Origin of the sequence: Neobacillus rhizophilus (genome assembly GCF_018343535.1) — a bacterium.
Taxonomy (GTDB): Bacteria; Bacillota; Bacilli; order Bacillales; family Cytobacillaceae; genus Neobacillus; species Neobacillus rhizophilus.
Genome location: NZ_JAGYPF010000001.1, coordinates 1,437,505 through 1,463,920, shown reverse-complemented (window position 1 = coordinate 1,463,920; position 26,416 = coordinate 1,437,505). Strand labels below are relative to the sequence as shown.

The following is a 26,416-nucleotide window of genomic DNA, read 5'->3' as shown; positions in this document are numbered from 1 at the left end:
ATGCTGGTGAAAGAGTTAGAGTTTCGCGGCATCCGTAAAGAACATCTTGGAATGTATTTCGAGGAACTTGGCGCCGAAAAGGTGACGGATTTCTTCCCATATACATATTCAGCAGAATGCTGGACGGGTCAGATTCTATCAGAAGAAATCATATCCATTACATCAACTTTTAAGGTGAATGCTGTTTTTGTTCGTTTTTGTGCAGAAAGTACGAGCGCCCTTGAGGAACTAATCAAAAAATATCGATATAAAACCTCCAGGGTAGGAGGTTAAGAAAAGAGGCTGACTCATAATGAGTCAGCCTCTTTTAAATGAACTATTAAACTAATTGACCTTCATGGTCGATAATCCCTAATTCACGAAGTTTTTCTTCCGTTACAACTCCATCTTTCCATCCGCGTACCTGGTAGTATTCTTCAAGCATGATATCCATGCGGCTTACAAACCCAGCACTATTTCCTGAGGCAGGTTCCTCCGTAAAGCGTTTTGGAAGGAAATCATTTTCTCTCTTGTTAAAGCCGGCAAGGTTATTATAATAGCGTTCAAGATTGTAAATTCTTTCCCCTGCCTTCATTACATCTTCAGCAGTGAGTGAAATACCGGTCATTGCACTATACTGCTCGGCATAATGCTCAGCATTCTCAGAGAAGGAGGAGAACTTACAAATATTCATGGAATCACCAAAGGCCAGCATATCCTGGAATACCTTTAATAATTCGCCCTTTCCTTCTGGCTTTAAGCGGTCGGTAGGCTCCGGAATTCCGGCAATCTCACTTGCCACGGTATAACCGCGCAGGTGACAGGCACCACGATTGCTTGTCGCATACCCAAGACCAATACCCTGAATTCCGCGTGGGTCATAGGCAGGTATGGACTGCCCTTTAACGGACATGGATAATTCAGGCGCTCCAAAATGGGCTGCCGCACGGGCAGGACCTTCGGCAAGAATGCCGCCCAAACCTTCACGCAGAGCAATCTTTCTTGTCAATTCAATCATCGCATCTGCATCGCCCCAGTTGAGTTTGTCGGTAATAATCCCTTTTTCGTAAGCTTCCATTGTTACTGAAAACGCATGACCAAGCTCAATGGTATCAAGACCGTACTCATTGCAGCGGTCAATTAAGTAGGAGATGGCCTCGGAATCGCTTAATAAGCAGTTGGAACCAAGTGACCAAGCAGATTCAAACTCGATGCTTTCAACCCTCGTCTTATACTTGCCATCCTTTACTTCAACTTCAATTTTACAACCGACCGGGCAGGCATGGCAGGTGTTGTTGGCAACACGAAGGTGTGTGTTTACATATTCACCGCTATGCTTTTCGGCTTCTTCCCAGTGAGTGAATTGGGAGTTCTTTGTTGGAAGCGCGCCAACCTCATTGATGATATTGGTTAATACGTTCGTTCCGTATACGGATAAGCCGCCTTTATTTGGAGCGGTCAAACCGCCATCTAAAATCGCTTTCACAGCCTTTTTGTTGGCTTCTTTATATTCGTTTTCAAGCTTTGGCGCCGGCATATTGCCTTTTTGGGCTGCTTTAATGACAATCGCTTTTAATTTTTTATAACCAGCAACCGCGCCTGTTCCGCCGCGTCCTGCAGCCCGATCATGCTCGTTGATGAAGCATGAGAAGCGGACGGTATTTTCACCGGCCTGGCCAATGGTCATGACACTCAGGTCCTTCTCACCGTATTGGTCCTTCATCGTTTTAACAAATTCTCTGGCGCTTGTTCCCCACAGGCTTGAGGCGTCGCGAAGCTCGGCTTTGCCTTCTTCGATATAGAGATAAACAGGCTGGTCACTTTTCCCTTTGATGAGAATATTATCGACACCTGCCCATTTAAGGCGTGCCGCTGTCCACCCCCCCATGTGAGAATCTGTTACGGTACCTGTAAGCGGGGATTTTGTGACAACACAAAGGCGTCCGCTCATTGAGGAGCGTGAACCTGTAACAGGACCAGTCATGATGCAAAGCAGGTTCTCAGATGAGAGCGGTTCCACATCGGGGCCGTTATCTAAAACATATTTAACGCCAAGCCCCCGTCCGCCAATATACTTTTTCGCATCTGCTTCGTTGATGGCTCTGTAATCAATGGTACGAGATGATAAATCGACGACTACTTCTTTGTTTTTAAAACCACCTAAATTCAAGCTAATACCCCTCTTCCTATAAAAATGTATAGCAACATCTCTTATTTTTATATATTTTTTTAATAAGAGATTTCTCCCAAAAATTATCTTTAAATCCAATATTTATTGTATCATTTTTACAATATTTTTAAAATTAAAATTTATGTGATAGTAGGAAATTATGAATTTGATAAAATAGAAATAATTGCAATTCATTAACTTGTAGAAATGGGGCGGTTGGATGAGTAACTTAGAGCGGTATTCGAGACAAATTCTGTTTCGGGCCATTGGAGAAGAGGGACAAAAGAAATTGCTGGAAGCCCGAGTGGTTGTGATCGGAGCAGGTGCGCTTGGGACGGTTATTGCGAATCATCTAGTCCGCTCAGGTGTCGGTTATCTTAGGCTGATTGACCGGGATGTAGTGGAGCTGTCCAATCTCCAGCGGCAGACGCTATTTGATGAAGAGGATGCGGAATTAAATCTTCCAAAAGCGATTGCCGCGCAAAAAAGGCTGAATAAAATTAATTCATCCGTCAAGGTTGATGCTGTTATTGCCGATGTTAATTTGGATAATGCTGAAGAGCTGATAAGTGGGATGGATATAATTGTGGATGGAACGGACAATTTTATGACCCGTTTCTTAATCAATGATGTGGCCATTAAGTATGACATTCCTTGGGTTCATGGGGCGGCTGTCAGTTCAAGAGGAATGTTTGCCGTCATCAAACCAGGGATTACTCCTTGCTATCGCTGTCTATTTCCAGATGTTCCGGAAGGATTGGGCGAAACCTGTGATACTGTTGGCGTTCTTTCTCCGTTAACGGATATTATCGGTTCCTTTCAGGCGATGGAAACCATCAAATATCTAGTTGATGCAAAGACGACTCCTAATCTTGAACAAATCGACATCTGGGATATGACGATGATGCAAATGGATATTTCACAGGGGCGAAATCCTAATTGTCCGGCCTGCGTGGAAAGGAGATTTGACTTTCTGGACCGCTCCTCGGAGCAGCAGGCATCCTATACATCTCTTTGCGGGCGGAACACAGTGCAGGTCAATCCTAGAAGGAAACGGGAGCTAGATTTAAAAACAGTTCGTGCAAGGCTTGTAAACAGCACTCAAGCGGCCGGAAATGACTTTCTCGTCCGATTTTCCCCCGAAGAAGGGATTTCCATTGTCATTTTCAAAGATGCCAGGGTCCTAATCCATGGAACTAACGATATCATCAAAGCAAAATCACTTTATGCCAAATATATTGGAGATTAAATAAAAAAAGGCTGACGACTCAGCCTTTTTTTATTTATGAAATCATTTTTTCAATGATTAATCGCTTGCCAGTGTTAATTGTAAACTCAAACCGGTCGTTGACCTTTTCATAATAATAAAAATGATGCTGGACATTGCAAATGAGCTCTTGATTATCAAAAACCATAAAATTGACCCCATCTTTACGATTCTCATCCGAAAGAAAGGACAAATGATTATAACAGTAAATACAGTCATAAATGGAAAAATCCAAAGAATTCAAGGTCGTGACAAATTGGAAAAAGGCATCATCATTAATTCCATCTAAAAGCCGTTCGAGAGAGTAGATTAAATGCTTCCTAATTCTTACAGTATCATGATCCCGCAGCATCGTTACTTCGTTTCCAATTCTGATGTTGCCTGGTTCATACAATATTCCCTTTTTCCAGCGGTTCATCCGGAAGATTTCAATTTCCTGGTGAAGAAATTCCTCTAACATAGAAGCTTCCTCAGTTTCCTCATCAAAAAATATCCATTGATCATTTATTTGTTCTACGGTCCCTTCTGTATAAGACCGCTCTTGAATATCGTATAGATGGATTCGTTGTTGTCGATTCATCGTTAACCTCCATGCCAGATGCTTTCATTTTCCTTTTTTGACATCTTAAAGGGATTTTATAACTACACCTATTTTAAAAAAATCAATTGAATCGTAAGTATATATACAATCTGACCGATTCCATTTCTGTTATGGACAATTAACCAATTCTTTTGGGCTGAATAGAATAATCACCATCTAGGCAGTAAATTTAACTGCAATCACCGAGAGGAGTACAAATTACATGTGTGGTATCTCAGGATGGGTTGATTTTAAAAAATGGGTTGGAAGAGAACAACATTCAATTGAAAAGATGACGCAAACATTGGCAAAAAGAGGTCCTGATGAAACGAATCTATGGGCAGATACACATGTTGGTTTCGGTCATAAGCGGCTGATCGTCGTCGACCCTGCCGGGGGACGTCAGCCCATGTCCAAACAAAAGAATGGATCAACATATACAATTTGCTACAATGGAGAATTATACAACACCGAAGATTTGCGCAAAATTCTCCTTACTAAAGGATATTCTTTTAATGGTCATTCTGATACTGAAGTACTGTTAAGTGCCTATATAGAATGGGCGGAAGAGTGTGTGAACTATTTAAATGGGATCTATGCCTTTGTAGTTTGGGATAGCAAAAAAGAGCAACTCTTTATCGGACGCGACCGATTGGGTGTAAAACCATTATTTTACAAAGAACATCAGGATGGGGTGTTGTTTGCATCAGAGTTAAAAGCTATCCTTGCCCACCCAGAGGTGAAAACAGAGATTACTCATGAGGGTCTGGCAGAGGTTTTGGGTGTTGGGCCATCGAGGTCGCCAGGGTCTGGAGTTTTTAAAGGGATTAACGAATTACGGCCGGCACATGCCCTTACCTTTTCCAAAAACGGCTTGAAAATTTGGCGTTATTGGAATGTAAAAAGTGAGGAGCATAAGGATAATGCGGAGGAAACAGCGGAAAAAGTACGTTTCTTAGTCAGCGATGCCATCACAAGACAGCTTGTTTCGGATGTACCCTTATGTACCTTATTGTCAGGAGGTCTCGATTCGAGTATCATTACAGCCGTTGCCGCTAAAGGTTTAAAAGAGCAGGGGAAAGGGCAGCTTCAAACGTATTCGATTGATTATGAGGGTAATCAGCAATTTTTTACTGCGAATGAATTTCAGCCGGATTCCGACGAAAAATATATTAATCTTATGACAAATACGTTTCAAACGAAACACCATAACGAAATTATTAAACAGCAGCAATTAGTTGATGAATTAGTGGAAGCTGTTCACGTTCGTGATTTACCCGGCATGGCCGATATAGACTCTTCCTTACTATGGTTTTGCAGACAGATAAAAAAGGATTTTGTTGTAAGTCTGTCAGGTGAATGTGCGGATGAAATTTTTGGCGGCTACCCATGGTTTCATCGCAAGGAAGACTTAGAGCGCCCCGGCTTTCCGTGGATGCGATCGGTTGCGGAAAGGGAAAATTTATTAAAGCCGTTTTGGAAGGACCGGTTAAATTTAAGTGAATATAGCTTGGAACAATATCGTCAGACCATCTCCGAAACGCCTAAACTAGAAGGGGAAAGCTTGGAGGAATCAAAGCGAAGAGAGTTATTTTATATCAATATGATATGGTTTATGAACACTCTGTTGGATCGGAAAGACCGAATGAGCATGGGGGCTAGCCTCGAGGTCAGAGTCCCGTTTGCAGACCACCGAGTAGTAGAATACGTTTGGAATATCCCGTGGGAGATGAAAATGTACTGCGGCAGGGAAAAAGGACTTCTGCGTAAGGCCTTTGAGGGCATTTTGCCTGAGGAAGTATTGTACCGTAAAAAAAGCCCTTATCCAAAAACACATAATCCGGAATATACCAAGGCCGTTCAAAATCAGATGCTGGCTATTTTACAGGATAAGTCTTCAGCTATTCATGAATTCTTTGACAAAGAGCAATTGGAAAAACTGACTCAATCTGGAGGAAAATCGTTCAAAGAGCCTTGGTTTGGCCAGTTGATGACAGGACCGCAATTATTAGCCTACTTTGTTCAGCTTCACACATGGTTTAAGGATTACAATATCAATATCGTAAATTAAATTTGGAATAAAAACTTAATTAGATTAAAATGGATGTAGGGAAGAGGGAATCCTCTTCTCTTTTTATGAGGAGGAAGCTAGATGAACAGGATTATACTCATTTTAATCGCAATTTTACTTGGGGTTTCGTCACCGGCCTATGCAAATGTAACAAAAGAAAATCGACAGTGGCAGGATGAAACCATTTATTCTATTATGATTGACCGGTTTAATAATGGGAATACCCAAAATGATTTCGATGTGGATACAAAGAATCTCGAAAAGTACAATGGCGGGGATTTTCAAGGAATTATCGATAAGCTTGATTACATAAAAGACATGGAATTCACGGCAATTCGCCTGACTCCAATTTTTGATAATAGGGAAAATGGTTATCACGGTTATTGGGTGAAGGATTACTATAAAGTGGACGAGCATTTTGGAACAATGAAAGATTTCGAGAAGCTTGTCAACGAAGCACATAAAAGGAAATTGCGGGTAATAATTGATTTTCCTGCAAATTCAGAGGTAAAGGGCAAAAATTTAATTGATGCCGCCACATGGTGGATCAAGAAAACGAATATTGATGGATACAGCCTCCCAGAAGTCAATAAAGTTCCAATTAGCTTTTGGCGGGAGTTTTCGGCTGCTGTAAAGCAGGAGAAAAAAGACTTTTTATTGATGGGAGTCTCCTCGGGAAACACAGCCGATGACTTGGAAGTTTATCATGAAGCGGGAATTGATAGCTTATTTGATTATAACGAGAGTGAACAGATGAGGCAGGTGTTTGCCACTACAGACCGCTCCTTTCAATCGATTCCTCCTGCAGCGGACAAACAAAACTTAGATGCTCATTTTTTTGATAATGAATTTACCAAAAGATTTACCAAAGATATAGTAGATGAAAGACAATTCCCTGGAGCCAGATGGAAAACTGCCTTAACCTATATTTATACGACACCAGGGATTCCCGTTATGTATTATGGGACGGAAATTGCCTTGACGGGCGGAGATATTCCGGATAACCGCAGGCTGATGAATTTCCGGACGGAAAAAGATCTAATCGACTATATAACAAAGCTTGGTGAATTAAGAAATCAACTGCCTTCCTTAACAAGAGGAACGATGGAAATGCTCTATGAAAAGTCCGGAATGGCGGTTTATAAGCGTGTCTATAAAGGGGAAACATCGATAATTGCCATCAATAATACAAACAAATCCCAAAAGGTTACCTTAACTGGCGATCAAGTGGAAGGCGGCAAAGAGCTTCGCGGCCTCCTGGGCGGAGACCTTGTCCGTAGCAGGGATAATCAATATATTCTAATCGTTGATAGGGACAATTCTGAAATATATGTATTGGCGGAAAAAACAGGCTTTAACCTGAAATTTATTGCTGCGGCAGTGATACCGGGGATACTTGCCATTTGGTTTCTTCTGTTAGTTTTTAGACGGGGTAAAACGAATATCGTAGAATAAAGAGGCTGCCTAAGGACAGCCTCTTTTATTATTACCGATAATTAATAAATTGAACATCAATGGTGAGATCTGCTTCACGAACAAGGGATATGATTTTTTGTAAATCATCTCGGTTTTTGCCACTGACCCGGACTTGGTCATCCTGGACCTGACTTTTGACCTTCAGTCCGCTATTTTTAATAATAGTGTTAATTTTTTTTGCATTTTCCTTATCAATGCCTTGAACAAGTTTGGCTCTTTGACGGACGGTACCGCCTGAGGCCTTTTCGATTTTACTATAATCAAGATTTTTAATCGGGACGCCCCGTTTAATTAATTTGCTGAGCAAAACATCTTTAAGCTGGTCCATTTTATATTCATCGTCAGAAATAAGTACCAATTCTTCTTTGTCTAACGAAACTTCACTTTTACTTCCTTTAAAATCGTAGCGCGTACTAATTTCCTTCATCGTTTGTGTAATGGCATTGGTGACTTCTGAAAATTCAACTTTGGATACAATATCAAATGAGCTATCTTTTGACATGACAAAACCTCCGAATTTGCTAAAGTTTCCCTTTATGTCTACATTATAGTAAAATATAGCAGTTCAAACAACCTAAAGGATAACTCCGAGATGGAAAAGGGGAGTATAAGATAATGGCAATAAAAGAACTTATAGGACAAACAACAACTTTAACGGTAGCCCGTCAAGCTGAGTTCGGCTATTTTTTAACAGATGGCAATGAAGATGTATTGCTTCATAATAATGAAGTGAATCGAGATGTTGCGGAAGGCGACGAAATAGAAGTGTTTATCTATGTGGATTCTCAGGGACGTCCAGCGGCCTCCACGACGATACCTGAAGTGGCCGTCGGCCGCTACGCATGGGTTAAGGTGACAGATGTAAAAGAGGAGATTGGTGTCTTTTTAAATATCGGGTTAATGAAAGACATTCTGCTTGGTGCCGAAGATTTACCGGTGCATAAATCGGTTTGGCCCAAGGAAGGGGATATGGTTTATATAACCTTAAGGGTCAACCGAAATTCTCTTTTGTACGCCAAGCTTGCCAGTGACCCGGTAATCCAGTCTATATCCACAAAAGCTTCGAGAAACGAATTTAATAAAAATGTTCAAGGGTACATTTACCGAACGGCCAAAGTCGGCAGTTGGCTTTACACTATTGAAGGCTTCAAAGGATTCATTCATGAATCGCAGCGTCGGATTGAGCCACGTCTGGGTGAGAAGGTTGAGGGGCGAGTCATCGATGTTAAGGAAGACGGAACGATAAACGTTTCCTTACTTGCCAGAAAACAGGAGTCCCAGGATACTGATGCAGTCAAAATATATGAATATCTGATGAGCAGAAATGGTGCTATGCCTTACAGTGATAAAAGCATGCCAGAAGACATTCAAGAGCGTTTTGGCTTAAGCAAAGCCGCATTTAAGCGAGCTCTTGGTAAGCTCATCAAAGAAGGAAAGGTATACCAGGAAGACTTTTGGACCTACGTCAAGAAGGAGTAGATTTTGGCGTACATACTCTTTTCCAAATTGACAGACACTACTAAGCGAAAGCAGATGGAAAGGGGTAAGAAAATGCCACACACATCCGATAATGATAAAAAGGCACAAGACAATAATGCGTTGCACCATGAAAAAAATATGATGCGAGAAAAAAATCGCCAAGCAGGAAAAAATCAGTACTCGAAGAAAACCGATCATAAATGAAAACTTGCCGATTGGCATGTCCGATAGGACGGTTCATGAGGCGTAGTTTAATTTATGCTATTAGCAAAATAAAAAACAGAGCCCAGAGCTCTGTTTTTTATTTATGAAGGAATTTTATTCAAGAAGAAAATGGAGATGGTCCCTGCACCGGTATGGGCCCCAATTGCTGAGCCGATGGAGGAAATATAAACTTCTTTTGGCTGGAATTCCTCCTCAAGCATCGCTTTTACTTCTAGTGCCGTCACTTCATTATCCGCATGACTGATGCCAATGATCTGGTTTGACAAGTTCTCGCCACGTTCATATGCAAGTTCAATTAGGCGCCGGAGCACTTTTTTCTTACCGCGGATTTTTTCAATTGGAACCAGTTTGCCGTCTTCCACATTTAAAATTGGCTTAATATTTAATAAGCCCCCAAGAAATGCTGAAGCTTTTGAGACACGGCCGCCTTTAGCTAAATAATCCAAATCTTCAACCGTAAAAAGATGCTCCATATGGTTTGCTCTAAACTGGACATCTCTTAAGATTTCATCTTTTGCTGCATTTTGTGCTGCAAGTTTTGCTGCTTCCATCACAATTAAGCCTTGACCGAGAGAGGCACATTTAGTATCGACAATGGTTAAATTAAAATTTGGATATTTTTCCTTGACTTGGTCAAGAATCATAACAGCGGTTGAATATGTTCCGGATAGTTCGGATGAAAAGGCTATGTATATTCCGTATTCATTATTTTCCGCCATTTTTGTAAATACTTCCTCAAACAGAAGTGGTGAAACCTGAGAAGTTTTCGGTACTGATCCATTCCGGATAGAATCATAAACCGCTTTCGGGTCTATGCTTTTGACATCTTCATATTCTTCACCGTTAATGAGGACCTTTAAGGGAAGTAATGTGACGTTGTTTTCTTCATAAAAACTTTTAGGTAAATCGCATGCGCTGTCAGCTAGTATTTTTACCTGCATGAAGCTCACCTCATTCAAAATCTTATCATACTCGTTTTAAGTGTATCGGTTTCATCTGGAAAAAACAATTAATTTATTAAGGTTGAAGTAAAAATAAAGGGGGATTTATCAATGGTTTGGCAGGAAACAAAAAAAATCGTCATCGTCATTGTGGGTGCTTTTTTGACTGCCCTTGGAATGAATTTATTTCTTATTCCCGCCAATGTTTATTCAAGCGGTTTTACAGGAATTGCTCAACTGCTTTCTAAAGTATTGACCGAATATACACCGTTGAACATTTCAATGGGGGTCTTGCTGTTGTTATTAAATATCCCGGTTGCGTTCCTAGGATGGAAAAAGGTAGGGAAGTCCTTTACCATTTATAGTTTTCTTAGCGTGGTTCTTTCTTCATTATTTCTGGAGCTTATTCCAATCCATCGGATGTCTCATGATATTTTGCTTAATGCTGTCTTTGGCGGTGTCATTATTGCGGCGGGCGTCGGGATCACCTTAAAATGGGGCGCCTCTACCGGAGGGCTTGATATTATTGCGATGGTGCTTTCAAGAATGAAGGATAAACCGATTGGCCCGTATATGCTTCTCTTGAATGGCATTATTATTATTACGGCCGGTTTTCTATATGGCTGGGAAAAAGCTTTGTACACGCTTGTTTTTTTATACACTTCAACAAGGGTGATTGATGCGATTCATACCAGGCATGCCAAGCTTACCGCGTTTATTATTACGAAAAATGCGGATGAGCTTAAGAAAGCGATTCATAAGAAACTGGTCAGAGGAATCACCATGCTTCCGGCGAAGGGTGCTTTTTCTAACGAAACAAGGGAAATGTTAATGATCGTCATTACCCGCTATGAATTATTTGATTTAGAGAGAGTGATTAAAGAAGTTGACCCCCATGCGTTTACAAATATAATTCAAACAACCGGAGTTTACGGTTTTTTTCGCAGAGACTAAAGGAAAAAGGAGCTCCATATGCGTATATTATGTTGTATCATGTTACTTTTCTTTCCTATGGTAATAAAAACAGATGCAAATGGGGTGGACCAATTGGCATACAAATTTTATGTAATCCCAACAAGCATGCCTGAGCAATTAACGATCGAAATGTTTTTAAAAAATGAGGAGGATTTCCCGCTCCATTTTGAATTTCCCACTTCACAATTTTATGAAATTAAAATTTTTGATACTGCGGGCCGTGAAGTATATGACTACTCAAAAGGCCGGTTTTTCCTTCAGGCGTTTCAAACCATCAGTCTTAAAGCACATGGTAGCAAGAAATGGCTTGAGACATGGGACTATCATTTTATGGGAAAAAGAGTTCCAGCGGGGGAATATACCATCCAAGCCGTTTTAAGGGCAGCAAGCTTGAACAGCAAGCCAGTAACTGACCGCTCGAAACTGAACATAATGCAAAAAATATATGTACCTGAGGAAAATGCTGTTTTCCGAAATATAAAAATATCAGGAACAAAAGGAAACTACCAAGTCAGCGGAGAAGTAAAGTCACCAAACAGGTTGGTTTATTATTCAGTGGAGGATGGGCATAGAGAATTCCTGAGGGAGCAAAAGCTTGATGTTGCCGGAAAAGGTGATAAATGGAGACCTTTTAAGGTAGATATTCAGATTCCAGCTGAAAAGCTTCCAAACCATGGTGGGGTCTTTCTGAATTTTTATGAAAAAAATGCTGAGGGCAAGAGGAGTAATCCTTACCCTGCATTATTAGAAAGATTTGAATGAAAAAAGCGGAAGTCGCCTCCCTAGGTACTTCCGCTTTCCTCATTTACTGTCCAGCTTCAGCGCCTAGGGGCTCGCAGGTCTACAGCCAATCGTCAAGAAGGCTAAAAGGCAGCCTTCTAGCAGGCTCGTCTTATGCCTGTCGCCCCTGTTCAAGGCGCTTCCGCTTTTCTTATTATTGGATCTGGTCAAGCTCTTGTTGCATTTCTTGGAGCTGTCTTTGCTCAGCGACCGTCGAGTTGGCATAAGCAGAACTTAGGGCATTCTTGGCTTTTGCCACTGCTGTGTCACGTTCACCTGGGCCGGCAGTTATTGCCGATTCAACAAATCTACGTGCTTCCTGGAATAAACGGTTACCCATCGTTAAATTCCTCCAAGCGAGGATTCTTGCACATTGGCCATTTTCTGAGCTTCCGCTTCAGCGTAGGTCATGTGATAAGGAATCCGTTCTGAATGCTTGTTGACCGAATCCTTTCCTTGCTGGACAAAGCGTTTTGATTTGTTTGATCTACCCATTCGAATCCCTCCAATATGCTAAAAAGCTCGGATTGAAACAGCTTCGCTGCCTCATCCATAGTATGCTCCAACATTGAGGGGTTCATATAGGTAAACAATGGTGACTAGATGTAATTATTTTAAACGTAACAAATCAGTCAAATATTCTGCGACTCCATCTTCTTCATTGGTAAGGGTAACATCATTGGCGATATTTTTCACTTGGTCAATGCCATTTCCCATCGCAATTCCATAACCGGCATATTCAAGCATTTCTAAGTCATTATCCTCATCACCAAAGGCAATCACTCTTTGTTTGGAGATACCATAATAATCCGCCGCTTTTTTTAACCCTACTGCCTTATTTAAGCCGGACTTAATGATTTCGATAACATGCCATGGGGCAGCCCAACTGCGGTGATCGATGACTTCGGCATGGGCGTCAGATAGATGGCCGCGGATCTTCTTTAATTGGTCTTCCTCTGTATGGATGAGCAGGCTTGTCGGTGAATCCTTCAAATAATTGCTTAAATCACCTGTGGTAATATTGGGATTGCCAAAATTAAAAATCTCAATCAGCTTTTGGTCATGATAATGGAAGTAAACATCATCCATCACTTCAGCAATTATGTTGTGAAAATGAAAGCTGCGGCAGGCCTCCACGATATCTTTTGCCACGCTAATATCAAGCGGCTCATGGAAAAAGCCCCATTTCGGATTCCGGGGATGATGCATGAAGGCTCCATTGAAATTAACAATTGGGGTATCTAAATCCAACTCTCGATAATACATTTCGCTGGAACGATATGGCCTCCCAGTGGCGATCATCACGATATGGCCATCTTCTCTTGCTTTTCTTAAAACTTCCTTCGTTTTTTCCGAAATCGTTTTATCATCTTTTAATAAAGTTCCGTCTAAGTCCAATGCAATTAAATGTCTATCTGTCATTTGAAACCTCTCTTTGGAAGTATTTGTTTCTATTATCAATATGTTATCAATTTATATTAAAACTGTAAAAAAATTCACTTCAAATGTTTCTGAAACGCGCTATACTGGTTTTCGAAATACCTTTTGTTATAATGGTTACAATAAAACTGAACAGGAGTGAAGATAAAATGAATGAAGATCTAAAAGAAAATATAATGGGTGCCCTTGAGCTTGTTATTGACCCTGAGCTTGGCGTCGATATCGTCAATTTAGGCTTAATATATAATACTGAAATGGACGACGAGGGAAAACTGACGGTTACTATGACATTAACAGCAATGGGCTGCCCACTTGCCGGTACAATTGTTGATCAGGTAAAAAGAGCATTGGCTGATATCCCGGAAGTCAAGGATGTCGATGTCAATATCGTCTGGAATCCTCCTTGGAATAAGGACATGATGTCCCGTTATGCAAAAATTGCACTGGGAATTCGTTAAGGAGGACCTTCAGCAGGATGAAAAATAAAGTCATTTTAGTTAGTTCAAATCAGTTGGGTAAAGGCGATCAGGTTTTAGGGGAGAATGTTTTAGAGACTTTCTTTACTGTTTTAAAACAAAGAGAGGAACTCCCAGCAGCTGTTTTTTGCATGAACAGTGGGGTATTAACGTTGACTGAGGATTCCTTTGTATCCGTTCATTTAAAAGAGTTGGAGGATAAAGGTGTTAACATTTTTGCGTGTAAAACCTGTGCCGACCACTACGGTGTTAGCGAAAAATTAACAGTTGGCAAAATAAGCGGAATGGCTGACTTTGTTGAGCTGTCTTCAAAATACGAAGTTTTAACCATCTCATAAAGAGGCTGGGACAAAACCCCCTCTAGAACCGAAAAAGCCTGTGAAATTTTACGAGCAGTAAAATTTCACAGGCTTTAATTTTTTTCATAACAAAAAGGACATCTTCTGATAAAATTTAAGTACCCCTACCAAAATCAAATCAGAAAGAAGTGTCCTTATGTTTAAAGATTATAACATGAATCAACTGATTTTACCTTTAGATTTAGAAGTTAAATTACAAGAAAATGATATTGCTTTCTCAATTCACCATTTAGTAGAGAGTATTCCTGCAGGAGTCTTCGACTCTTTCCTACGACATACCGGTTGTCCTGCTCATCACCCACGCATGATGCTTAAGATTATTTTATGTGGTTACACGCAATCTGCCTTTTCAGGCAGAAAAATTGAGGGTCTGGTGAAAGATAGTATCCGTATGATGTGGCTAGCTCAGGGCTATGAACCAAGTTACCGTACAATCAATCGTTACCGTGTACATCCAGAAATGAAAGAATTGATTCGTCAATGTTTTGTTCAGTTTCGCTGCCAACTTGTGCAGGAAAAGCTAATCGATCAAGAAGCGATTTTTATTGATGGTACAAAAATCGAAGCGAACGCTAATAAATTCACATTTGTATGGAAGAAATCCGTTGAAAAATATAATACGAATTTGGTGGAGAAGTCTAATCAGATTTATAATGAGTTGCTTGAAAAACAAATTATCCCTGAAATAACACGAGAAAATAACGAACAACTTTCAATGGAAGAACTATCTCAAATCACTAAAAAGCTAGAGGAAGTCATCGAAGAATATACGGAACAAATTGAGAATTCTAGTGATGTCAATGAACGCAAAAAGTTGCGTAGCGAACGAAAAACACCTAAACAAATCGCGAAACAGATCTCTAATTTGATTGAACGAAAGCAGAGATATCAAAAAGATTTCGAGATCTTTGGCAAACGGAATAGTTATTCGAAAACAGACCCCGATGCGACATTCATGCGAATGAAGGATGATTATATGAAAAACGGGCAATTAAAGCCTGGTTATAATCTTCAAATAGCGTCTGAAGGACAATATACACTTGCCTACGGTATTTTTTCTAATCCAACGGATACAAAAACACTTACGCCATTTCTCAATCAAATTGAGCAATATTTTTCATTGCCTGAACATATCGTCGCAGATGCAGGATATGGCAGCGAACAAAATTACGATGACATACTAACAAAGCGCAAACGTACACCGCTGATTACATACGGTCACTACTTAAATGAACAAAAGAAAAAATCTAAAAAGGATCCTTTTAAAACGAGCAATTGGTTCTATGATGAAGAAATCGATGCCTATACCTGTCCGAACGGAAAACAAGTAAGGTTTCAATATCATTCGAATAGAACAGATAAATCAGGGTTCCAGCGCACGTTTAAAATTTATGAATGTGAAGACTGTACGAATTGTCCACTTCGAGTAAACTGTACGAAGGCGCAAGAAGGAAAGAACCGTAAGCTTATGATAAATGAGAAGTGGGAAAAACAAAAAGAATATATAAGAGAGAAGCTTTCAGATGAAAAAACTGGTGCTATTTATCGTCAACGTAAAATTGACGTGGAACCAATTTTTGGATTTCTGAAGGCTAATTTAGGTTTCACTCGATTTTCTGTACGTGGAAAATCGAAAGTTGAAAACGACATCGGCTTTGCATTAATGGCCGTAAACTTAAGAAAATATGCGGCAAGATCGTAAGATCTTGTCCACTTAGATTAGAGATAAAATAAAAAACGTGAAATCACCGCTGCGATTTCACGTTTTTTATTTATAGAAACTAGTTATGTCCCAGCCTCTTTTATATTCACAAATCGTCCATATAATGAAAGCAGATTGTGAGGTAGTTCACTTTTTTCAAACATAAACACCTTTATAATACGAAGTAATAAGGCTATTTAGTTTGAACTAGCCGTTTTATAGGAGGCGTTTCAAGATGGATTTTAGCCGAGACTTTAATAAAGATCCGTTTATTGTCATTTGGGAACTAACTCGAGCATGTCAATTAAAATGTCTGCACTGCCGTGCAGATGCCCAGTATACGAGGGACCCTCGAGAACTTACGCTTGAAGAAGGCAAGCATTTGATTGATCAGATATATGAAATGAATAATCCGCTTCTTGTATTTACCGGCGGAGATCCGCTTATGAGAGAGGATATTTTTGAAATTACCAAATACGCAGTCTCAAAAGGGGTACGTGTTTCGATGACACCAAGCGCTACTCCTAACGTAACAATTGATGCAATGCGTAAGGCTAAAGAAGTCGGACTTTCTCGTTGGGCGTTCAGCCTTGATGGTCCTACTGCTGAGATTCATGACCATTTTCGTGGGACAGCGGGCTCTTTTGACTTAACAATGGAACGAATTAAATATTTACATGAACTGGAAATGCCGATTCAGATTAACACCGTAGTATCCAGATATAATTACGAACATCTTGATGAAATGGCGAAATTGGTTGAAGAATTAAAATGTGTTCTGTGGAGTGTCTTTTTCCTTGTTCCCACCGGAAGGGGACAGGCATCTGATATGATATCGCCTGTGGAGCATGAAAAGGTGCTAAGATGGCTCTATGATCTAAGCAAGCGAGTTCCTTTTGATATTAAAACCACGGAGGCGATGCATTACCGCCGTGTAGTAATCCAGCAAAAAATGCGTGAAGCCAAAGAACAGACGGAGGAGATCAGCTATTTATCTGCGTTGACAGAAAAAGGCTTAACTGGCTCGATTGATGGCCTAGGCCGTGCACCAAAGGGTGTAAATGACGGCAATGGCTTTGTGTTTATTTCTCATATTGGAGATGTCTATCCGAGCGGCCTGCTTCCGGTTAAAGCAGGAAATATTAGGGAAACCCCTTTGGCGGAAATTTATCGCGAGTCGCCAATCTTTAAGGCACTTAGAAATCCAGATGGATTTAAAGGGAAATGCGGTGTCTGTGAATTCCGACATGTATGCGGCGGCTCAAGATCAAGGGCATACGCCATGACTGGGGATTATTTAGAAAGTGAACCATTCTGCGTTTATATTCCTAAGTCTTTAAGGGAAAAACAAACACAATAAATTTATAGAGGCAATCGATTCTCGATTGCCTCCTCTCAAAAAACTATTCAATGCTGCAATAAACAGTGGAACAATTTTCACAGCCAATTTCATCTTTTAAATATTGCAAATCGAGGACGGTAATTTTACCTCGTTTAATGGAAATGATGTTATCACGCTTCAGCTCACTTAAGATACGGTTTGTACTTTCCCGTGAAGTGCCGCAGAAATTTGCCAGCTCTTGATTGGTCAACGGCAGATCGATTAATATTCCATCACTTTTTGGTACCCCATAGCTATTGGTCATCCGGATTAAGGTTGAAAATAAAGCGCCGCGCTTTCCGTTTAGGACAAGGTCGCGAAATTTTGTCTGCGTTTTGCGGAAGTGATCGCTCATCCACTTCATAAATTCAAAGGCAAGCTTGCTGTTTTGGAAAATTTCACTTTCAAGTACTTCTTTTTTTATTGCCGCGATCTCACCTTCTTCAAGAACTTTGGCACTTAATAAATATTTTGGACTATCAGTGAAAAGGGTTAATTCTCCGCAAATATCGTTTTCTCCGCAAATTCTTAGTGACAACTCCCGCCCATCTGCTGTAATTTTGCTGATTTGAATTTTACCGGAGATAATGACATATAAATCATCAGCAAGCATCCCTTCCTGAAATAGAAATCTTCCCCGTTCACTTTTAAACTTCCGATCAGCAAAATTAAGCAGTTCTTTTATTTCAATTGAATGAGTTGGTTTCATTGTCGTAACCATTTTTCTCCACCCCTGTACTATATTTCTATATAAATAACTTGGATTCGTTAGTAACATTTTATATCAAGATTAGTCACGTAGAAGTAGTAAACAATGACAATATAGTGAAAACTGTACGATTTTTTTTGAGGGAAATATGGATAGTGAAGAAAGTAACAGTATTTTTTTAAACCATCTGTTACAATGGTATTAAAATGAGCTTCTTTATTTATTGGAGTTGATTAAATGGAAAAAACAATCATTACAGATAAATTTAATAGACCGTTAAGGGATTTAAGAATTTCCGTTATCGATAGATGTAATTTTCGTTGTCAATACTGTATGCCAGCCGATCAATTCGGGCCGGATTTTGAATTTCTGCCAAGAAGCGCCCTTCTGACCTATGAGGAAATTGAACGGTTAGCAAAAATCTTCGTGCGGCTAGGCGTGAAAAAAATCCGCTTGACAGGCGGTGAGCCACTGTTAAGAAGGGATTTACCGATTCTCATTGAAAAGCTTGCCGCAATTGAAGGCCTTAGTGATATTGGCTTAACAACAAATGGCGTTCTTCTTCCTAAATTGGCTGCGAAATTGAAGGAAGCAGGCTTGAAGAGAGTGAATATCAGCCTCGATAGTCTTGATGATGAATTATTTGGCAAAATCAATGGCAGGGGAATTGGGACCGGTCCTGTTCTTGAAGGAATTCAAGCTGCTAAAGATGCAGGATTAGGCGTAAAATTAAATATGGTCGTCAAAAAGGGTTTAAACGACCAAGACATTATTCCAATGGCTAAATTCTGTAAAGAAAAAGGGCTGGAGCTGAGGTATATTGAATATATGGATGTTGGCTCCACCAATGGCTGGAAAATGGATGATGTTGTGACGAAAAAGGAAATTTACGAAATGCTAAAGGCGGAATTTGAATTGGAACCGGTTGACCCTGCTTACTATGGTGAGGTTGCTAAGCATTATCGCTACAAAGGTACCGATGCCAATGTTGGTTTTATTACCTCCGTTTCGGAATCGTTCTGTTCCAGCTGTACCCGGGCCCGTCTTTCTGCGAATGGCCAGATTTTTACTTGTTTATTTAACGGCAATGGCCAAGATCTTCGTAATTTTATGAGAAACGGCGCATCCGACCAACAAATTTCCGGAAGAATTGCGGAGATTTGGAATGGCAGAAATGATAGATATTCAGATGAAAGAACGGCCGAAACAAACAAAAATCGAAAAAAAATCGAAATGTCCTATATCGGCGGTTAAACAAATTGCAAAGAAAAGAAAACAGCCTGCAATCACAGGCTGTTTTCTTTTCTTAAATATATCTTGGGAATAGAATGTTATTTTCCAAATGAACATGCATAAAGGTTAGTCCTTCGAGATCTTCTAAACGGTTATAAACCAGCCGATACGTACCGCAGGTATCAATCGGCGGCGTAAAGTCGCCGGTAATCTTCCGAAGCTCTTTCAATATGGCGCCGGCATTGTCATGTTCTTTCTCAAGTTCGATTATCATGTTAATCGCTTCTTCGCGATTTTCCACTGTTCCGTCTGCCAGTTTACGAATGATTGGGAATACGGTTTCTTCTTCTTTTGCCATATGTTCTAACATTTCTTTTTTCAATTCCTGGTAGAGCTCATAGACCTTTAGCAATTCAGGATGATTGTCTCCATGAACGCGGGACACCTTTGTCACATAAGGACTAAGCATTTTAAATTCTTCTTCCGTTGCCCGGTGGTAATTAGCGATCACATGGTCAATGATGGTGTTGGAATCAGAGTTAGTCCAAACTTCTAAATCGGTTTCTTTGGACTCATTTTTTTCATAAACCGCTTTTAAATCCTCTAAAATAGAATCGATATCAAGATCGCCTTGGGTTGCAGCTTCGGAAAGCGGGATATTACCGCCGCAGCAGAAATCGATTCGATAACGTTTAAATACATCACTTGTTTTTGGTAATTCGTTTACAATATCTTTAACTAATGAATTTGCCGAAAATGGGAAAGTCATCATGAATATTCCTCCTTGATAAAAGGGTTTTTCTATTTACATTAAGCATAATCGAAAATGAAATAAAAAATGGTGACTAAAATCACACTATCTGCGTGATTTTGATTTTTCCCTCAGCAGAAAAGTTTCGATTTTGTGACTTTTGATATGTCTATAAGTTTTTTGTAAGCTTATAATGGATACAGTTAAAATACATAACGTTCAAAAATGATAGGAGCCGATGAATTTGTTTGAAAGACGACAACCCATTCCAATCGGAGAAGCAGTTCAAAAAATAATGGAATACCAATTGTCCGGTGAGACGGAATATATCAACATAGAAGAAAGCTTTGGCCGATTTTTATCTAAGGATTTAGTTGCCACCTGCGATGTCCCTCACTTTGACAGGGCACCCTATGATGGTTTTGCTGTTAGAGCAATAGATACACAAAATGCATCCCAAGCTAATCCGGTGGAATTTGAGGTAATTGACCATATTGGGGCGGGGATGATTTCTAACATGACCGTAACAGAAAATCAGGCAGTCAGAATTATGACTGGCGCGATTATGCCTGAAGGAACTGATGCTGTTGTTATGTTCGAAGTAGCGAAAACCTACGAAAAAGATGGGAAGCCGTTTATGTCCATTAAGCGCAGTTTTAAAAAGGGGGATAACGTCTCCTTTCGTGGGGAGGATGCAAAAGAGGGAGAGGTACTAGTTAAAAAAGGTACACTAATTAACCCTGGAATTCAAGCAATGCTTGCCACTTTTGGCTATAAGCATGTTCCCGCAGCCAAAAAACCGATTGTTGGCCTGTTTGCAACTGGTACAGAATTATTGGATGTTGGTGACCCTTTAGTTCCTGGCAAAATCCGCAATAGCAATTCTCATATGATTGCCGCCCAGATTGAGAGGGTTGGTGGTATCGTTCACTATTTTGGAAAGCTTCCAGATGAATTTGATACCTGCTTCGAGGCTGTGAAAAATGCCGTAAACAAGGTTGATTTGTTGATTACAACTGGCGGGGTTTCAGTTGGTGATTTTGATTACCTGCCAGAGATTTACGAAAAGCTTGGTGCCGAGGTTTTATTTAATAAAGTGGCAATGCGGCCTGGAAGTGTTACAACAGTGGCCAGCCATAACAGAAAGCTTCTCTTTGGTTTATCCGGTAATCCGTCTGCTTGCTATGTCGGATTTGAATTGTTCGCAAGGCCAATTTTGCGCAGAATGCTTTTTTCTGAAAAACCTCATTTAAGGAAGGAGCAAGCAATCCTGGAGGTGGATTTTCTAAAAGCCAATCCATTTACAAGATTTGTTCGCAGCTCTGTTTTTATCGAGAACGGCCGGTTAAAGGTGACGCCAAGCGGCCTGGATAAATCCAACATTATCATGAGTCTTGCCGGTGCAAATTCATTAGCCATCCTCCCGGGTGGAACACGTGGGTTCGCTGCCGGAACTGAGGTAGATGTTCTTTTGCTTGAAGATCAGTTTGGCAGTGGATGGCCTTGGTAGGGCCGGTCATTTTTCAAGTTACCGGTTACCAGGATAGCGGGAAAACAACATTTATTGAAAAGCTTCTTCATGGCTTGAAGGCAGAGGGATTAATGACGGCTGTTATTAAACACCATGGTCATGGTGGTAAACCAGATGTTTTGCCTAAAAAGGACTCAACCAGGCATCTTGAAGCTGGTGCGATTGCTTCGATTGTTGAAGGAGAGGGAAGGCTGCTCCTGCAAACCGAACAGTTGGAGTTCAAATTGGATAAACAAATAAACCTGCTTGGCTTATTCAATCCGGATATTATCTTAGTTGAAGGACATAAACAAGAAAGTTTTCCAAAGATGGTCCTCCTGCGGGATACGCGTGACCTTTCCCTGATAAAAATGCTGAAAAATATTGCAGCGGTTGTTTATTGGGAGGAAGGGATGGAGGGGGCAATTAGTGAGGTTTTGGAAGTTCCATGCTTTCATATTGGCGATGCAAAAGCTGAGCATCAGATTGTTCGATTATTAAAACAGATGCATGATATGGAAACGGCTGACTCGAATAACTGAGTCAGCCGTTAATTTGATTTCAATCTACCCTGCAAATGTCCACAGGACAATCTTCGCAATCAATTTCATTTTTTAAATAATCAATGTCATGAATGGTGATCGTGCCTTTATTTATGGAAATAACCCCTGTCTTCCTTAAGTCAGCCAATAGTCGATTGACAACCTCCCTGGAGGTTCCACAGAAATTTGCCAGTTCCTGATTGGTTAAAGGCAATTCAATCAAGATTCCATTGATCGTTTTGACAGCAAAACTGTTGCTGATTCTGATTAAGGTTGAATATAAGGCACCTTTTTTTCCGTGTAAAACCAAGTCGCGAAATTTTGTTTGAGTTTTTCGGTATTGAAGACTCATCCATTGAATGAATTCAAATGAAAGAGGAAGATTTTGCGATAATTTTTCTTCCAGAAACTCTCTCTTTATTACCGCCGCTTCACCGCTTTCAATAATTCGTCCGCTTAACAGATATTTTGGCTGAGGGGAGAATAAATGTAACTCTCCCACAAAATCTCCGCTTGAACACATCCTTAAGGTAAGCTCTCTACCATCAGGAATAATTTTACTAACATGAAGAATCCCGCTTTTAACAATATATAACTCATTTGCTGGCATTCCCTCTTGAAATAGAAAGGAGCCTTTCTCCATTTTCTTTGTATGTTGTACTGTTTCGAAAAGACGAGACAATGTGACAGGCATTTCTTTAATGGACTGCATGCCGATACCCCCTTTTATGGGAATTTAAAAGCGATGAATCGCTCAGTAAAAATTTATAAGATATTACTGTAATTATATTGTTAATAATGAATCAATCGCAATAAATGGATGGATAAGTTCATATAATCGTCAAAATTTGGGTACAAAGCAATATTTCTTAGGAAATATTGTCGAACATTGTGAAATTGAAGGAACTTCCTTTAATGAACAAATGCTTAAAGGGAATAATAAAATCGAAATCGATAAGGAGGGAAAAGCATGGGACAAAGCCGTCAATTCGGGCCGGGAAAAAAAGCACCGAATAATGGTGTTTATATTGAAGTTGGGGATACAGGTGATAACGTAGTCAATCCCAAAAAAATAAAGTTAAAAGCCGGCGACAGATTTCCGGAAAACTCAAATGATGACCGTGTATGGACTTACCAGAGAAAGCCATGATTAATATAAATTTGTTGAAAGAGCTGTCCGGACCGGATGGCTCTTTCAAATTTTACTTTTAAATAAAGGATGAATTATAATATAAGTAATAGGTCAAAAAAGGTCAAAGGATGTGAAAACTCATGGATTTAAACCGAATGACGGAGCGGATGCAGAATGGTTTAATGGATGCTCAAAGTATTGCCATTAAATATAACCACCAAGAAATAGATGAGCCCCATTTGTTTTTAGCGCTTTTAAATCAAGATGACAGTCTTGCTGCATCCGTATTGGAAAGGGTCGGGATTTCCGCTAAAAAAGCAGAAGAAAGTTTGCTTAAGGCACTTGCCAAGAAACCACAGGTCACCGGCAGTGGAATTGAACAGGGAAAGCTTTATATCACAGCCAAACTGCAAAAATTATTGGTAAGTGCTGAAGAATACGCGGCAAAATTCGCTGATGAATATCTATCCATCGAGCATATTCTGCTTGCCGCAGCAAACGCGAACGATACGGAAATTAAAACAATTATTCATTCATTTGGCCGCACCTCGGAAGATCTTTTAAAGGTTATAAAAGAAATAAGGGGGAATCAAAGGGTGACAACACAACATCCTGAAGCGGGATATGATGCTTTAAAAAAATACGGGCGGGATCTTGTAGCAGAAGTAAGAGCCGGGAAAATGGACCCTGTCATTGGCAGAGATACAGAAATAAGAAATGTTATCCGCATTCTTTCAAGGAAAACAAAAAATAATCCCGTTCTAATTGGTGAGCCTGGTGTGGGGAAAACCGCCATTGTTGAAGGATTGGCCCAGCGGATTGTTAGAAAAGATGTACCAGAAGGCTTGAAGGATAAGACTATTTTTGCCTTGGATATGAGTTCTCTGATTGCTGGTGCGAAATTTAGAGGTGAATTCGAAGAAAGATTAAAGGCAGTTTTGAATGAAATTAAAAAAAGTGAAGGGCAAATATTGCTATTTATCGATGAAATCCACACGATTGTAGGTGCGGGAAGAACTGATGGAGCGATGGATGCCGGAAATATGTTAAAACCAATGCTGGCCCGGGGTGAGCTACATTGCATCGGGGCAACCACACTTGATGAGCACCGTAAATATATTGAAAAAGACCCTGCACTTGAACGGAGATTTCAGCAGGTCCTTGTTCAAGAACCGGATGTTGAAGATACAATCTCCATCTTGCGGGGGTTAAAGGAACGGTTTGAAGTACATCATGGGGTGAAAATTCACGACCAGGCCTTGGTCGCTGCTACTACCTTATCTGACCGCTATATTACGGACCGCTTTTTGCCTGATAAAGCAATAGACCTTGTCGATGAAGCCTGTGCGATGATTCGGACCGAAATTGACTCGATGCCAACTGAGCTGGATGAAGTGATCCGCCGGGTGATGCAATTGGAAATAGAAGAAGCTGCGTTAACAAAAGAGCAGGATGAGGTTAGTAAACAAAGACTCCGCTCCTTGCAAAAAGAGTTGGCTGATTTGAAGGAACAGACGAATGCTATGAAGGCGAAGTGGCTTGAGGAAAAACAAACCATTAATAAATTACAGGAAAAACGGGAGCAAATTGAAAAACTTCGCCGCGAGCTGGAGCAGGCAGAAGATAAATATGATTTAAACAAGGCAGCAGAACTTCGTCACGGTCTCATCCCAGCTACGGAGAAAGAGCTATTGGCACTTGAAGAAAAAGCTGAAAGTGACGACCGGCTTCTACGTGAAGAAGTAACTGCAGAAGAGATTTCCAATATTGTTTCAAGATGGACAGGGATTCCGCTTTCCAAGCTTGTCGAAGGTGAGCGGGAAAAGCTATTAAGACTGGAATCAATCCTGCATGAACGGGTCATTGGACAGGATGAAGCAGTAAGTTTAACTGCTGACGCTGTTTTGAGGGCACGCGCAGGGATTAAAGACCCGAACAGACCAATTGGTTCATTTTTGTTTTTAGGACCGACTGGAGTTGGTAAAACAGAACTTGCGAAGGCGCTAGCGGAAAGCTTATTCGATAGTGAAGAACATATGATCCGGATTGATATGTCGGAGTATATGGAGAAGCATGCTGTTTCACGTCTTATTGGTGCACCTCCCGGCTACGTAGGTTACGAGGAAGGCGGCCAATTAACGGAAGCAGTCCGTCGAAAACCGTATTCGGTTATATTGATGGATGAAATTGAAAAGGCGCATCCTGAAGTATTCAATATCCTCCTGCAGGCACTTGATGATGGGCGAATTACAGATTCCCAAGGCCGGGTTGTTGACTTTAAAAATACAGTCATTATTATGACATCCAATATTGGGTCACACATTTTACTTGAACGAAATGAAAATGAACAAGAAATCTCAGAAGGAACGAGAGAAAAAGTGTTGAATCTTCTGAGAGCACACTTCCGGCCGGAATTTTTAAATCGTGTAGACGAAACAATTCTCTTTAAGCCATTGTCTATGGACGATATTAAGAATATTGTCGTCAAGCTTTTAAAAGAGCTTAAGGCAAGGTTAAAAGAGAAACAAATCGATATCACGATTGATGATCAAGCGAAGGAATTCATTGCCGCAAATGGCTTTAATCCTGTATACGGGGCAAGACCGCTGAAACGTTATATTCAGCGAAATCTTGAAACAAAGCTTGCCCGTGATATTATTGCAGGAAAAATTCATGATGGGACAAACGTCGAGATTACAGTTGAAGACGGGGAAGTGGCTTTAAAAATCATTTCATAAAAGCCATCGAATTAAAAAAGGTCCTCCCATTGGGGGAGGACCTTTTTTAAAAAGTCTTAGTGTTTTTCAACAGGTTCATTTGGAATAACTGTCGAAATAATGAAAATTAAAATGGTAATTCCTACAGATAAAATGGCACCAAGCTTGAAATCAAATGCCGCACCGGACATCGAGCTGACTACATATGTAAGCATTTCCGTTAAAAGAAAAGCCCAGAAAAAAGTCCAAAAGAAACGCATATTTTTTCACCTGCCTATTTTAGCTAATAGGAAAGAATAAATTTTATCAAATTTATTCTTTCCTAACGCATTAAGTGCAACTACGCCTCTGTCTTCGCCCTTTAGGGCTCGCCAATCGGCGAGTTTTCTATACATCCAATCTTATATTACCACATGATATGAAATTAATGAAAGGGTTTCTTTAAGCTAATAAGAAAATATAAAATTTCCCCAAATTTTATATTTTCTTAACGCATAAATTCAACTACGCCTCTGACTTCG

27 protein-coding genes and 1 pseudogene are annotated in these 26,416 nt (G+C 40.3%); 17 read left to right on the top strand and 11 right to left on the bottom strand.

The genetic code is table 11. The annotated features are described in order from the left end of the window. Positions 1 to 273, top strand: coding sequence for a MoaD-like domain-containing protein (locus tag KHA99_RS06910; RefSeq protein WP_213116652.1), 273 nt, complete (start codon positions 1 to 3; stop codon positions 271 to 273). Between the two features lie 46 nt (positions 274 to 319). On the opposite strand, the gene KHA99_RS06905 is transcribed toward KHA99_RS06910, so the two are convergent. Then, on the bottom strand, positions 320 to 2,149 hold the full coding sequence (locus tag KHA99_RS06905; protein WP_213116651.1) for an aldehyde ferredoxin oxidoreductase family protein: 1,830 nt from the start codon (positions 2,147 to 2,149) through the stop codon (positions 320 to 322). Between the two features lie 220 nt (positions 2,150 to 2,369). Here KHA99_RS06905 and KHA99_RS06900 point away from each other — a divergent pair, with 220 nt between their 5' ends. Beyond that, positions 2,370 to 3,398, top strand: coding sequence for a ThiF family adenylyltransferase (locus tag KHA99_RS06900; RefSeq protein ID WP_213116650.1), 1,029 nt, complete (start codon positions 2,370 to 2,372; stop codon positions 3,396 to 3,398). Between the two features lie 34 nt (positions 3,399 to 3,432). Here KHA99_RS06900 and KHA99_RS06895 read toward each other — a convergent pair whose 3' ends face one another. After that, positions 3,433 to 3,996: a DUF2777 domain-containing protein gene (locus KHA99_RS06895; protein WP_213116649.1), complete on the bottom strand. Its 564-nt coding sequence runs from the start codon at positions 3,994 to 3,996 to the stop codon at positions 3,433 to 3,435. 223 nt (positions 3,997 to 4,219) lie between these two features. On the opposite strand from KHA99_RS06895, the gene asnB reads away from it, so the two are divergent. Both asnB and KHA99_RS06885 read left to right on the top strand, forming a co-directional pair. After that, a complete protein-coding gene (asnB, locus tag KHA99_RS06890; RefSeq protein WP_213116648.1) occupies positions 4,220 to 6,067 on the top strand; it encodes an asparagine synthase (glutamine-hydrolyzing) in 1,848 nt (615 codons plus the stop codon). 81 nt (positions 6,068 to 6,148) lie between these two features. Then, entirely contained in the window at positions 6,149 to 7,522 is a 1,374-nt protein-coding gene (locus KHA99_RS06885; RefSeq protein ID WP_213116647.1) for an alpha-amylase family glycosyl hydrolase, read from the top strand. Between the two features lie 31 nt (positions 7,523 to 7,553). Here KHA99_RS06885 and KHA99_RS06880 read toward each other — a convergent pair whose 3' ends face one another. After that, positions 7,554 to 8,045, bottom strand: coding sequence for a YajQ family cyclic di-GMP-binding protein (locus KHA99_RS06880; protein WP_213116646.1), 492 nt, complete (start codon positions 8,043 to 8,045; stop codon positions 7,554 to 7,556). Between the two features lie 113 nt (positions 8,046 to 8,158). On the opposite strand from KHA99_RS06880, the gene KHA99_RS06875 reads away from it, so the two are divergent. Further along, positions 8,159 to 9,022: a CvfB family protein gene (locus KHA99_RS06875; RefSeq protein ID WP_213116645.1), complete on the top strand. Its 864-nt coding sequence runs from the start codon at positions 8,159 to 8,161 to the stop codon at positions 9,020 to 9,022. A 72-nt stretch (positions 9,023 to 9,094) separates the two neighbouring features. Continuing rightward, the gene (locus tag KHA99_RS06870; RefSeq protein ID WP_213116644.1) at positions 9,095 to 9,226 is read left to right on the top strand and encodes a DUF3941 domain-containing protein; all 132 of its coding nucleotides are present in this window, start codon (positions 9,095 to 9,097) and stop codon (positions 9,224 to 9,226) included. Positions 9,227 to 9,327: 101 nt separating this feature from the next. On the opposite strand, the gene KHA99_RS06865 is transcribed toward KHA99_RS06870, so the two are convergent. Next, positions 9,328 to 10,188, bottom strand: a complete 861-nt coding sequence (locus KHA99_RS06865; RefSeq protein WP_213116643.1) for a DegV family protein — start codon at positions 10,186 to 10,188, stop codon at positions 9,328 to 9,330. Between the two features lie 111 nt (positions 10,189 to 10,299). Here KHA99_RS06865 and KHA99_RS06860 point away from each other — a divergent pair, with 111 nt between their 5' ends. Continuing rightward, positions 10,300 to 11,142 carry a YitT family protein gene (locus tag KHA99_RS06860; RefSeq protein ID WP_213116642.1) on the top strand — a complete coding sequence of 281 codons (843 nt, stop codon included), beginning with the start codon at positions 10,300 to 10,302 and terminating at the stop codon, positions 11,140 to 11,142. Between the two features lie 93 nt (positions 11,143 to 11,235). Further along, positions 11,236 to 11,925 carry a BsuPI-related putative proteinase inhibitor gene (locus tag KHA99_RS06855; protein ID WP_213116641.1) on the top strand — a complete coding sequence of 230 codons (690 nt, stop codon included), beginning with the start codon at positions 11,236 to 11,238 and terminating at the stop codon, positions 11,923 to 11,925. A gap of 172 nt (positions 11,926 to 12,097) precedes the next feature. Here the strand turns inward: KHA99_RS06855 and KHA99_RS06850 are convergent, their stop codons facing one another. The 3 genes from KHA99_RS06850 to KHA99_RS06840 form a co-directional block, all read right to left on the bottom strand. Continuing rightward, the gene (locus KHA99_RS06850; protein WP_213116640.1) at positions 12,098 to 12,283 is read right to left on the bottom strand and encodes a DUF3813 domain-containing protein; all 186 of its coding nucleotides are present in this window, start codon (positions 12,281 to 12,283) and stop codon (positions 12,098 to 12,100) included. Positions 12,284 to 12,285: 2 nt separating this feature from the next. Continuing rightward, on the bottom strand, positions 12,286 to 12,438 hold the full coding sequence (locus KHA99_RS06845; protein WP_213116639.1) for a hypothetical protein: 153 nt from the start codon (positions 12,436 to 12,438) through the stop codon (positions 12,286 to 12,288). Between the two features lie 114 nt (positions 12,439 to 12,552). Continuing rightward, positions 12,553 to 13,365 (bottom strand): Cof-type HAD-IIB family hydrolase, encoded by an 813-nt coding sequence (locus KHA99_RS06840; protein ID WP_213116638.1) that lies wholly within the window; start codon positions 13,363 to 13,365, stop codon positions 12,553 to 12,555. A 167-nt stretch (positions 13,366 to 13,532) separates the two neighbouring features. On the opposite strand from KHA99_RS06840, the gene KHA99_RS06835 reads away from it, so the two are divergent. From KHA99_RS06835 to KHA99_RS06820, 4 genes and pseudogenes are all read left to right on the top strand, one after another. Next, positions 13,533 to 13,841: a metal-sulfur cluster assembly factor gene (locus KHA99_RS06835; protein ID WP_213116637.1), complete on the top strand. Its 309-nt coding sequence runs from the start codon at positions 13,533 to 13,535 to the stop codon at positions 13,839 to 13,841. Between the two features lie 17 nt (positions 13,842 to 13,858). Further along, entirely contained in the window at positions 13,859 to 14,197 is a 339-nt protein-coding gene (locus KHA99_RS06830) for a DsrE family protein (RefSeq protein ID WP_213116636.1), read from the top strand. Positions 14,198 to 14,354: 157 nt separating this feature from the next. Continuing rightward, a pseudogene (locus tag KHA99_RS06825) lies at positions 14,355 to 15,911 on the top strand (IS1182 family transposase); the annotation flags it as partial. A gap of 244 nt (positions 15,912 to 16,155) precedes the next feature. Further along, a complete protein-coding gene (locus KHA99_RS06820; RefSeq protein WP_213116635.1) occupies positions 16,156 to 17,280 on the top strand; it encodes a TIGR04053 family radical SAM/SPASM domain-containing protein in 1,125 nt (374 codons plus the stop codon). A gap of 43 nt (positions 17,281 to 17,323) precedes the next feature. Here KHA99_RS06820 and KHA99_RS06815 read toward each other — a convergent pair whose 3' ends face one another. Next, entirely contained in the window at positions 17,324 to 18,022 is a 699-nt protein-coding gene (locus KHA99_RS06815) for a Crp/Fnr family transcriptional regulator (protein ID WP_213116634.1), read from the bottom strand. 225 nt (positions 18,023 to 18,247) lie between these two features. On the opposite strand from KHA99_RS06815, the gene moaA reads away from it, so the two are divergent. Then, positions 18,248 to 19,264: a GTP 3',8-cyclase MoaA gene (gene moaA, locus KHA99_RS06810; protein ID WP_213116633.1), complete on the top strand. Its 1,017-nt coding sequence runs from the start codon at positions 18,248 to 18,250 to the stop codon at positions 19,262 to 19,264. A gap of 52 nt (positions 19,265 to 19,316) precedes the next feature. Here the strand turns inward: moaA and ric are convergent, their stop codons facing one another. After that, positions 19,317 to 20,012 (bottom strand): iron-sulfur cluster repair di-iron protein, encoded by a 696-nt coding sequence (gene ric / locus KHA99_RS06805; protein ID WP_213116632.1) that lies wholly within the window; start codon positions 20,010 to 20,012, stop codon positions 19,317 to 19,319. A gap of 226 nt (positions 20,013 to 20,238) precedes the next feature. On the opposite strand from ric, the gene KHA99_RS06800 reads away from it, so the two are divergent. Both KHA99_RS06800 and mobB read left to right on the top strand, forming a co-directional pair. Next, positions 20,239 to 21,504: a molybdopterin molybdotransferase MoeA gene (locus KHA99_RS06800; protein WP_213116631.1), complete on the top strand. Its 1,266-nt coding sequence runs from the start codon at positions 20,239 to 20,241 to the stop codon at positions 21,502 to 21,504. Then, complete coding sequence (mobB, locus tag KHA99_RS06795) at positions 21,492 to 22,046, top strand: molybdopterin-guanine dinucleotide biosynthesis protein B (RefSeq protein ID WP_372447573.1); 555 nt, start codon at positions 21,492 to 21,494, stop codon at positions 22,044 to 22,046. Before KHA99_RS06800 ends, mobB begins: the two co-directional genes overlap by 13 nt. Before the next feature lie 19 nt (positions 22,047 to 22,065). Here the strand turns inward: mobB and KHA99_RS06790 are convergent, their stop codons facing one another. Then, a complete protein-coding gene (locus KHA99_RS06790; RefSeq protein WP_213116629.1) occupies positions 22,066 to 22,758 on the bottom strand; it encodes a Crp/Fnr family transcriptional regulator in 693 nt (230 codons plus the stop codon). Between the two features lie 258 nt (positions 22,759 to 23,016). On the opposite strand from KHA99_RS06790, the gene KHA99_RS06785 reads away from it, so the two are divergent. Beyond that, entirely contained in the window at positions 23,017 to 23,196 is a 180-nt protein-coding gene (locus tag KHA99_RS06785) for a YjzC family protein (protein ID WP_213116628.1), read from the top strand. Between the two features lie 122 nt (positions 23,197 to 23,318). Continuing rightward, positions 23,319 to 25,916, top strand: a complete 2,598-nt coding sequence (clpB, locus tag KHA99_RS06780) for an ATP-dependent chaperone ClpB (protein WP_213116627.1) — start codon at positions 23,319 to 23,321, stop codon at positions 25,914 to 25,916. 56 nt (positions 25,917 to 25,972) lie between these two features. Here the strand turns inward: clpB and KHA99_RS06775 are convergent, their stop codons facing one another. Further along, on the bottom strand, positions 25,973 to 26,155 hold the full coding sequence (locus KHA99_RS06775) for a YjzD family protein (protein ID WP_213116626.1): 183 nt from the start codon (positions 26,153 to 26,155) through the stop codon (positions 25,973 to 25,975). Between the last annotated feature and the right edge of the window lie 261 nt (positions 26,156 to 26,416).

Excerpts from the sequence above, each read along its gene's own strand:
- KHA99_RS06885 (WP_213116647.1), top strand. The coding sequence starts at position 6,149 with ATGAACAGGATTATACTCATTTTAATCGCAATTTTACTTGGGGTTTCG.
- KHA99_RS06895 (WP_213116649.1), bottom strand. The coding sequence starts at position 3,996 with ATGAATCGACAACAACGAATCCATCTATACGATATTCAAGAGCGGTCT.
- KHA99_RS06835 (WP_213116637.1), top strand. The coding sequence starts at position 13,533 with ATGAATGAAGATCTAAAAGAAAATATAATGGGTGCCCTTGAGCTTGTT.
- moaA (WP_213116633.1), top strand. The coding sequence starts at position 18,248 with ATGGAAAAAACAATCATTACAGATAAATTTAATAGACCGTTAAGGGAT.
- KHA99_RS06785 (WP_213116628.1), top strand. The coding sequence starts at position 23,017 with ATGGGACAAAGCCGTCAATTCGGGCCGGGAAAAAAAGCACCGAATAAT.
- mobB (WP_372447573.1), top strand. The coding sequence starts at position 21,492 with ATGGCCTTGGTAGGGCCGGTCATTTTTCAAGTTACCGGTTACCAGGAT.
- ric (WP_213116632.1), bottom strand. The coding sequence starts at position 20,012 with ATGACTTTCCCATTTTCGGCAAATTCATTAGTTAAAGATATTGTAAAC.
- clpB (WP_213116627.1), top strand. The coding sequence starts at position 23,319 with ATGGATTTAAACCGAATGACGGAGCGGATGCAGAATGGTTTAATGGAT.
- KHA99_RS06870 (WP_213116644.1), top strand. The coding sequence starts at position 9,095 with ATGCCACACACATCCGATAATGATAAAAAGGCACAAGACAATAATGCG.
- KHA99_RS06880 (WP_213116646.1), bottom strand. The coding sequence starts at position 8,045 with ATGTCAAAAGATAGCTCATTTGATATTGTATCCAAAGTTGAATTTTCA.
- KHA99_RS06820 (WP_213116635.1), top strand. The coding sequence starts at position 16,156 with ATGGATTTTAGCCGAGACTTTAATAAAGATCCGTTTATTGTCATTTGG.
- KHA99_RS06860 (WP_213116642.1), top strand. The coding sequence starts at position 10,300 with ATGGTTTGGCAGGAAACAAAAAAAATCGTCATCGTCATTGTGGGTGCT.
- KHA99_RS06900 (WP_213116650.1), top strand. The coding sequence starts at position 2,370 with ATGAGTAACTTAGAGCGGTATTCGAGACAAATTCTGTTTCGGGCCATT.
- KHA99_RS06875 (WP_213116645.1), top strand. The coding sequence starts at position 8,159 with ATGGCAATAAAAGAACTTATAGGACAAACAACAACTTTAACGGTAGCC.
- KHA99_RS06775 (WP_213116626.1), bottom strand. The coding sequence starts at position 26,155 with ATGCGTTTCTTTTGGACTTTTTTCTGGGCTTTTCTTTTAACGGAAATG.
- KHA99_RS06830 (WP_213116636.1), top strand. The coding sequence starts at position 13,859 with ATGAAAAATAAAGTCATTTTAGTTAGTTCAAATCAGTTGGGTAAAGGC.
- KHA99_RS06840 (WP_213116638.1), bottom strand. The coding sequence starts at position 13,365 with ATGACAGATAGACATTTAATTGCATTGGACTTAGACGGAACTTTATTA.
- KHA99_RS06865 (WP_213116643.1), bottom strand. The coding sequence starts at position 10,188 with ATGCAGGTAAAAATACTAGCTGACAGCGCATGCGATTTACCTAAAAGT.
- KHA99_RS06910 (WP_213116652.1), top strand. The coding sequence starts at position 1 with ATGCTGGTGAAAGAGTTAGAGTTTCGCGGCATCCGTAAAGAACATCTT.
- KHA99_RS06845 (WP_213116639.1), bottom strand. The coding sequence starts at position 12,438 with ATGGGTAGATCAAACAAATCAAAACGCTTTGTCCAGCAAGGAAAGGAT.
- asnB (WP_213116648.1), top strand. The coding sequence starts at position 4,220 with ATGTGTGGTATCTCAGGATGGGTTGATTTTAAAAAATGGGTTGGAAGA.
- KHA99_RS06815 (WP_213116634.1), bottom strand. The coding sequence starts at position 18,022 with ATGGTTACGACAATGAAACCAACTCATTCAATTGAAATAAAAGAACTG.
- KHA99_RS06790 (WP_213116629.1), bottom strand. The coding sequence starts at position 22,758 with ATGCAGTCCATTAAAGAAATGCCTGTCACATTGTCTCGTCTTTTCGAA.
- KHA99_RS06850 (WP_213116640.1), bottom strand. The coding sequence starts at position 12,283 with ATGGGTAACCGTTTATTCCAGGAAGCACGTAGATTTGTTGAATCGGCA.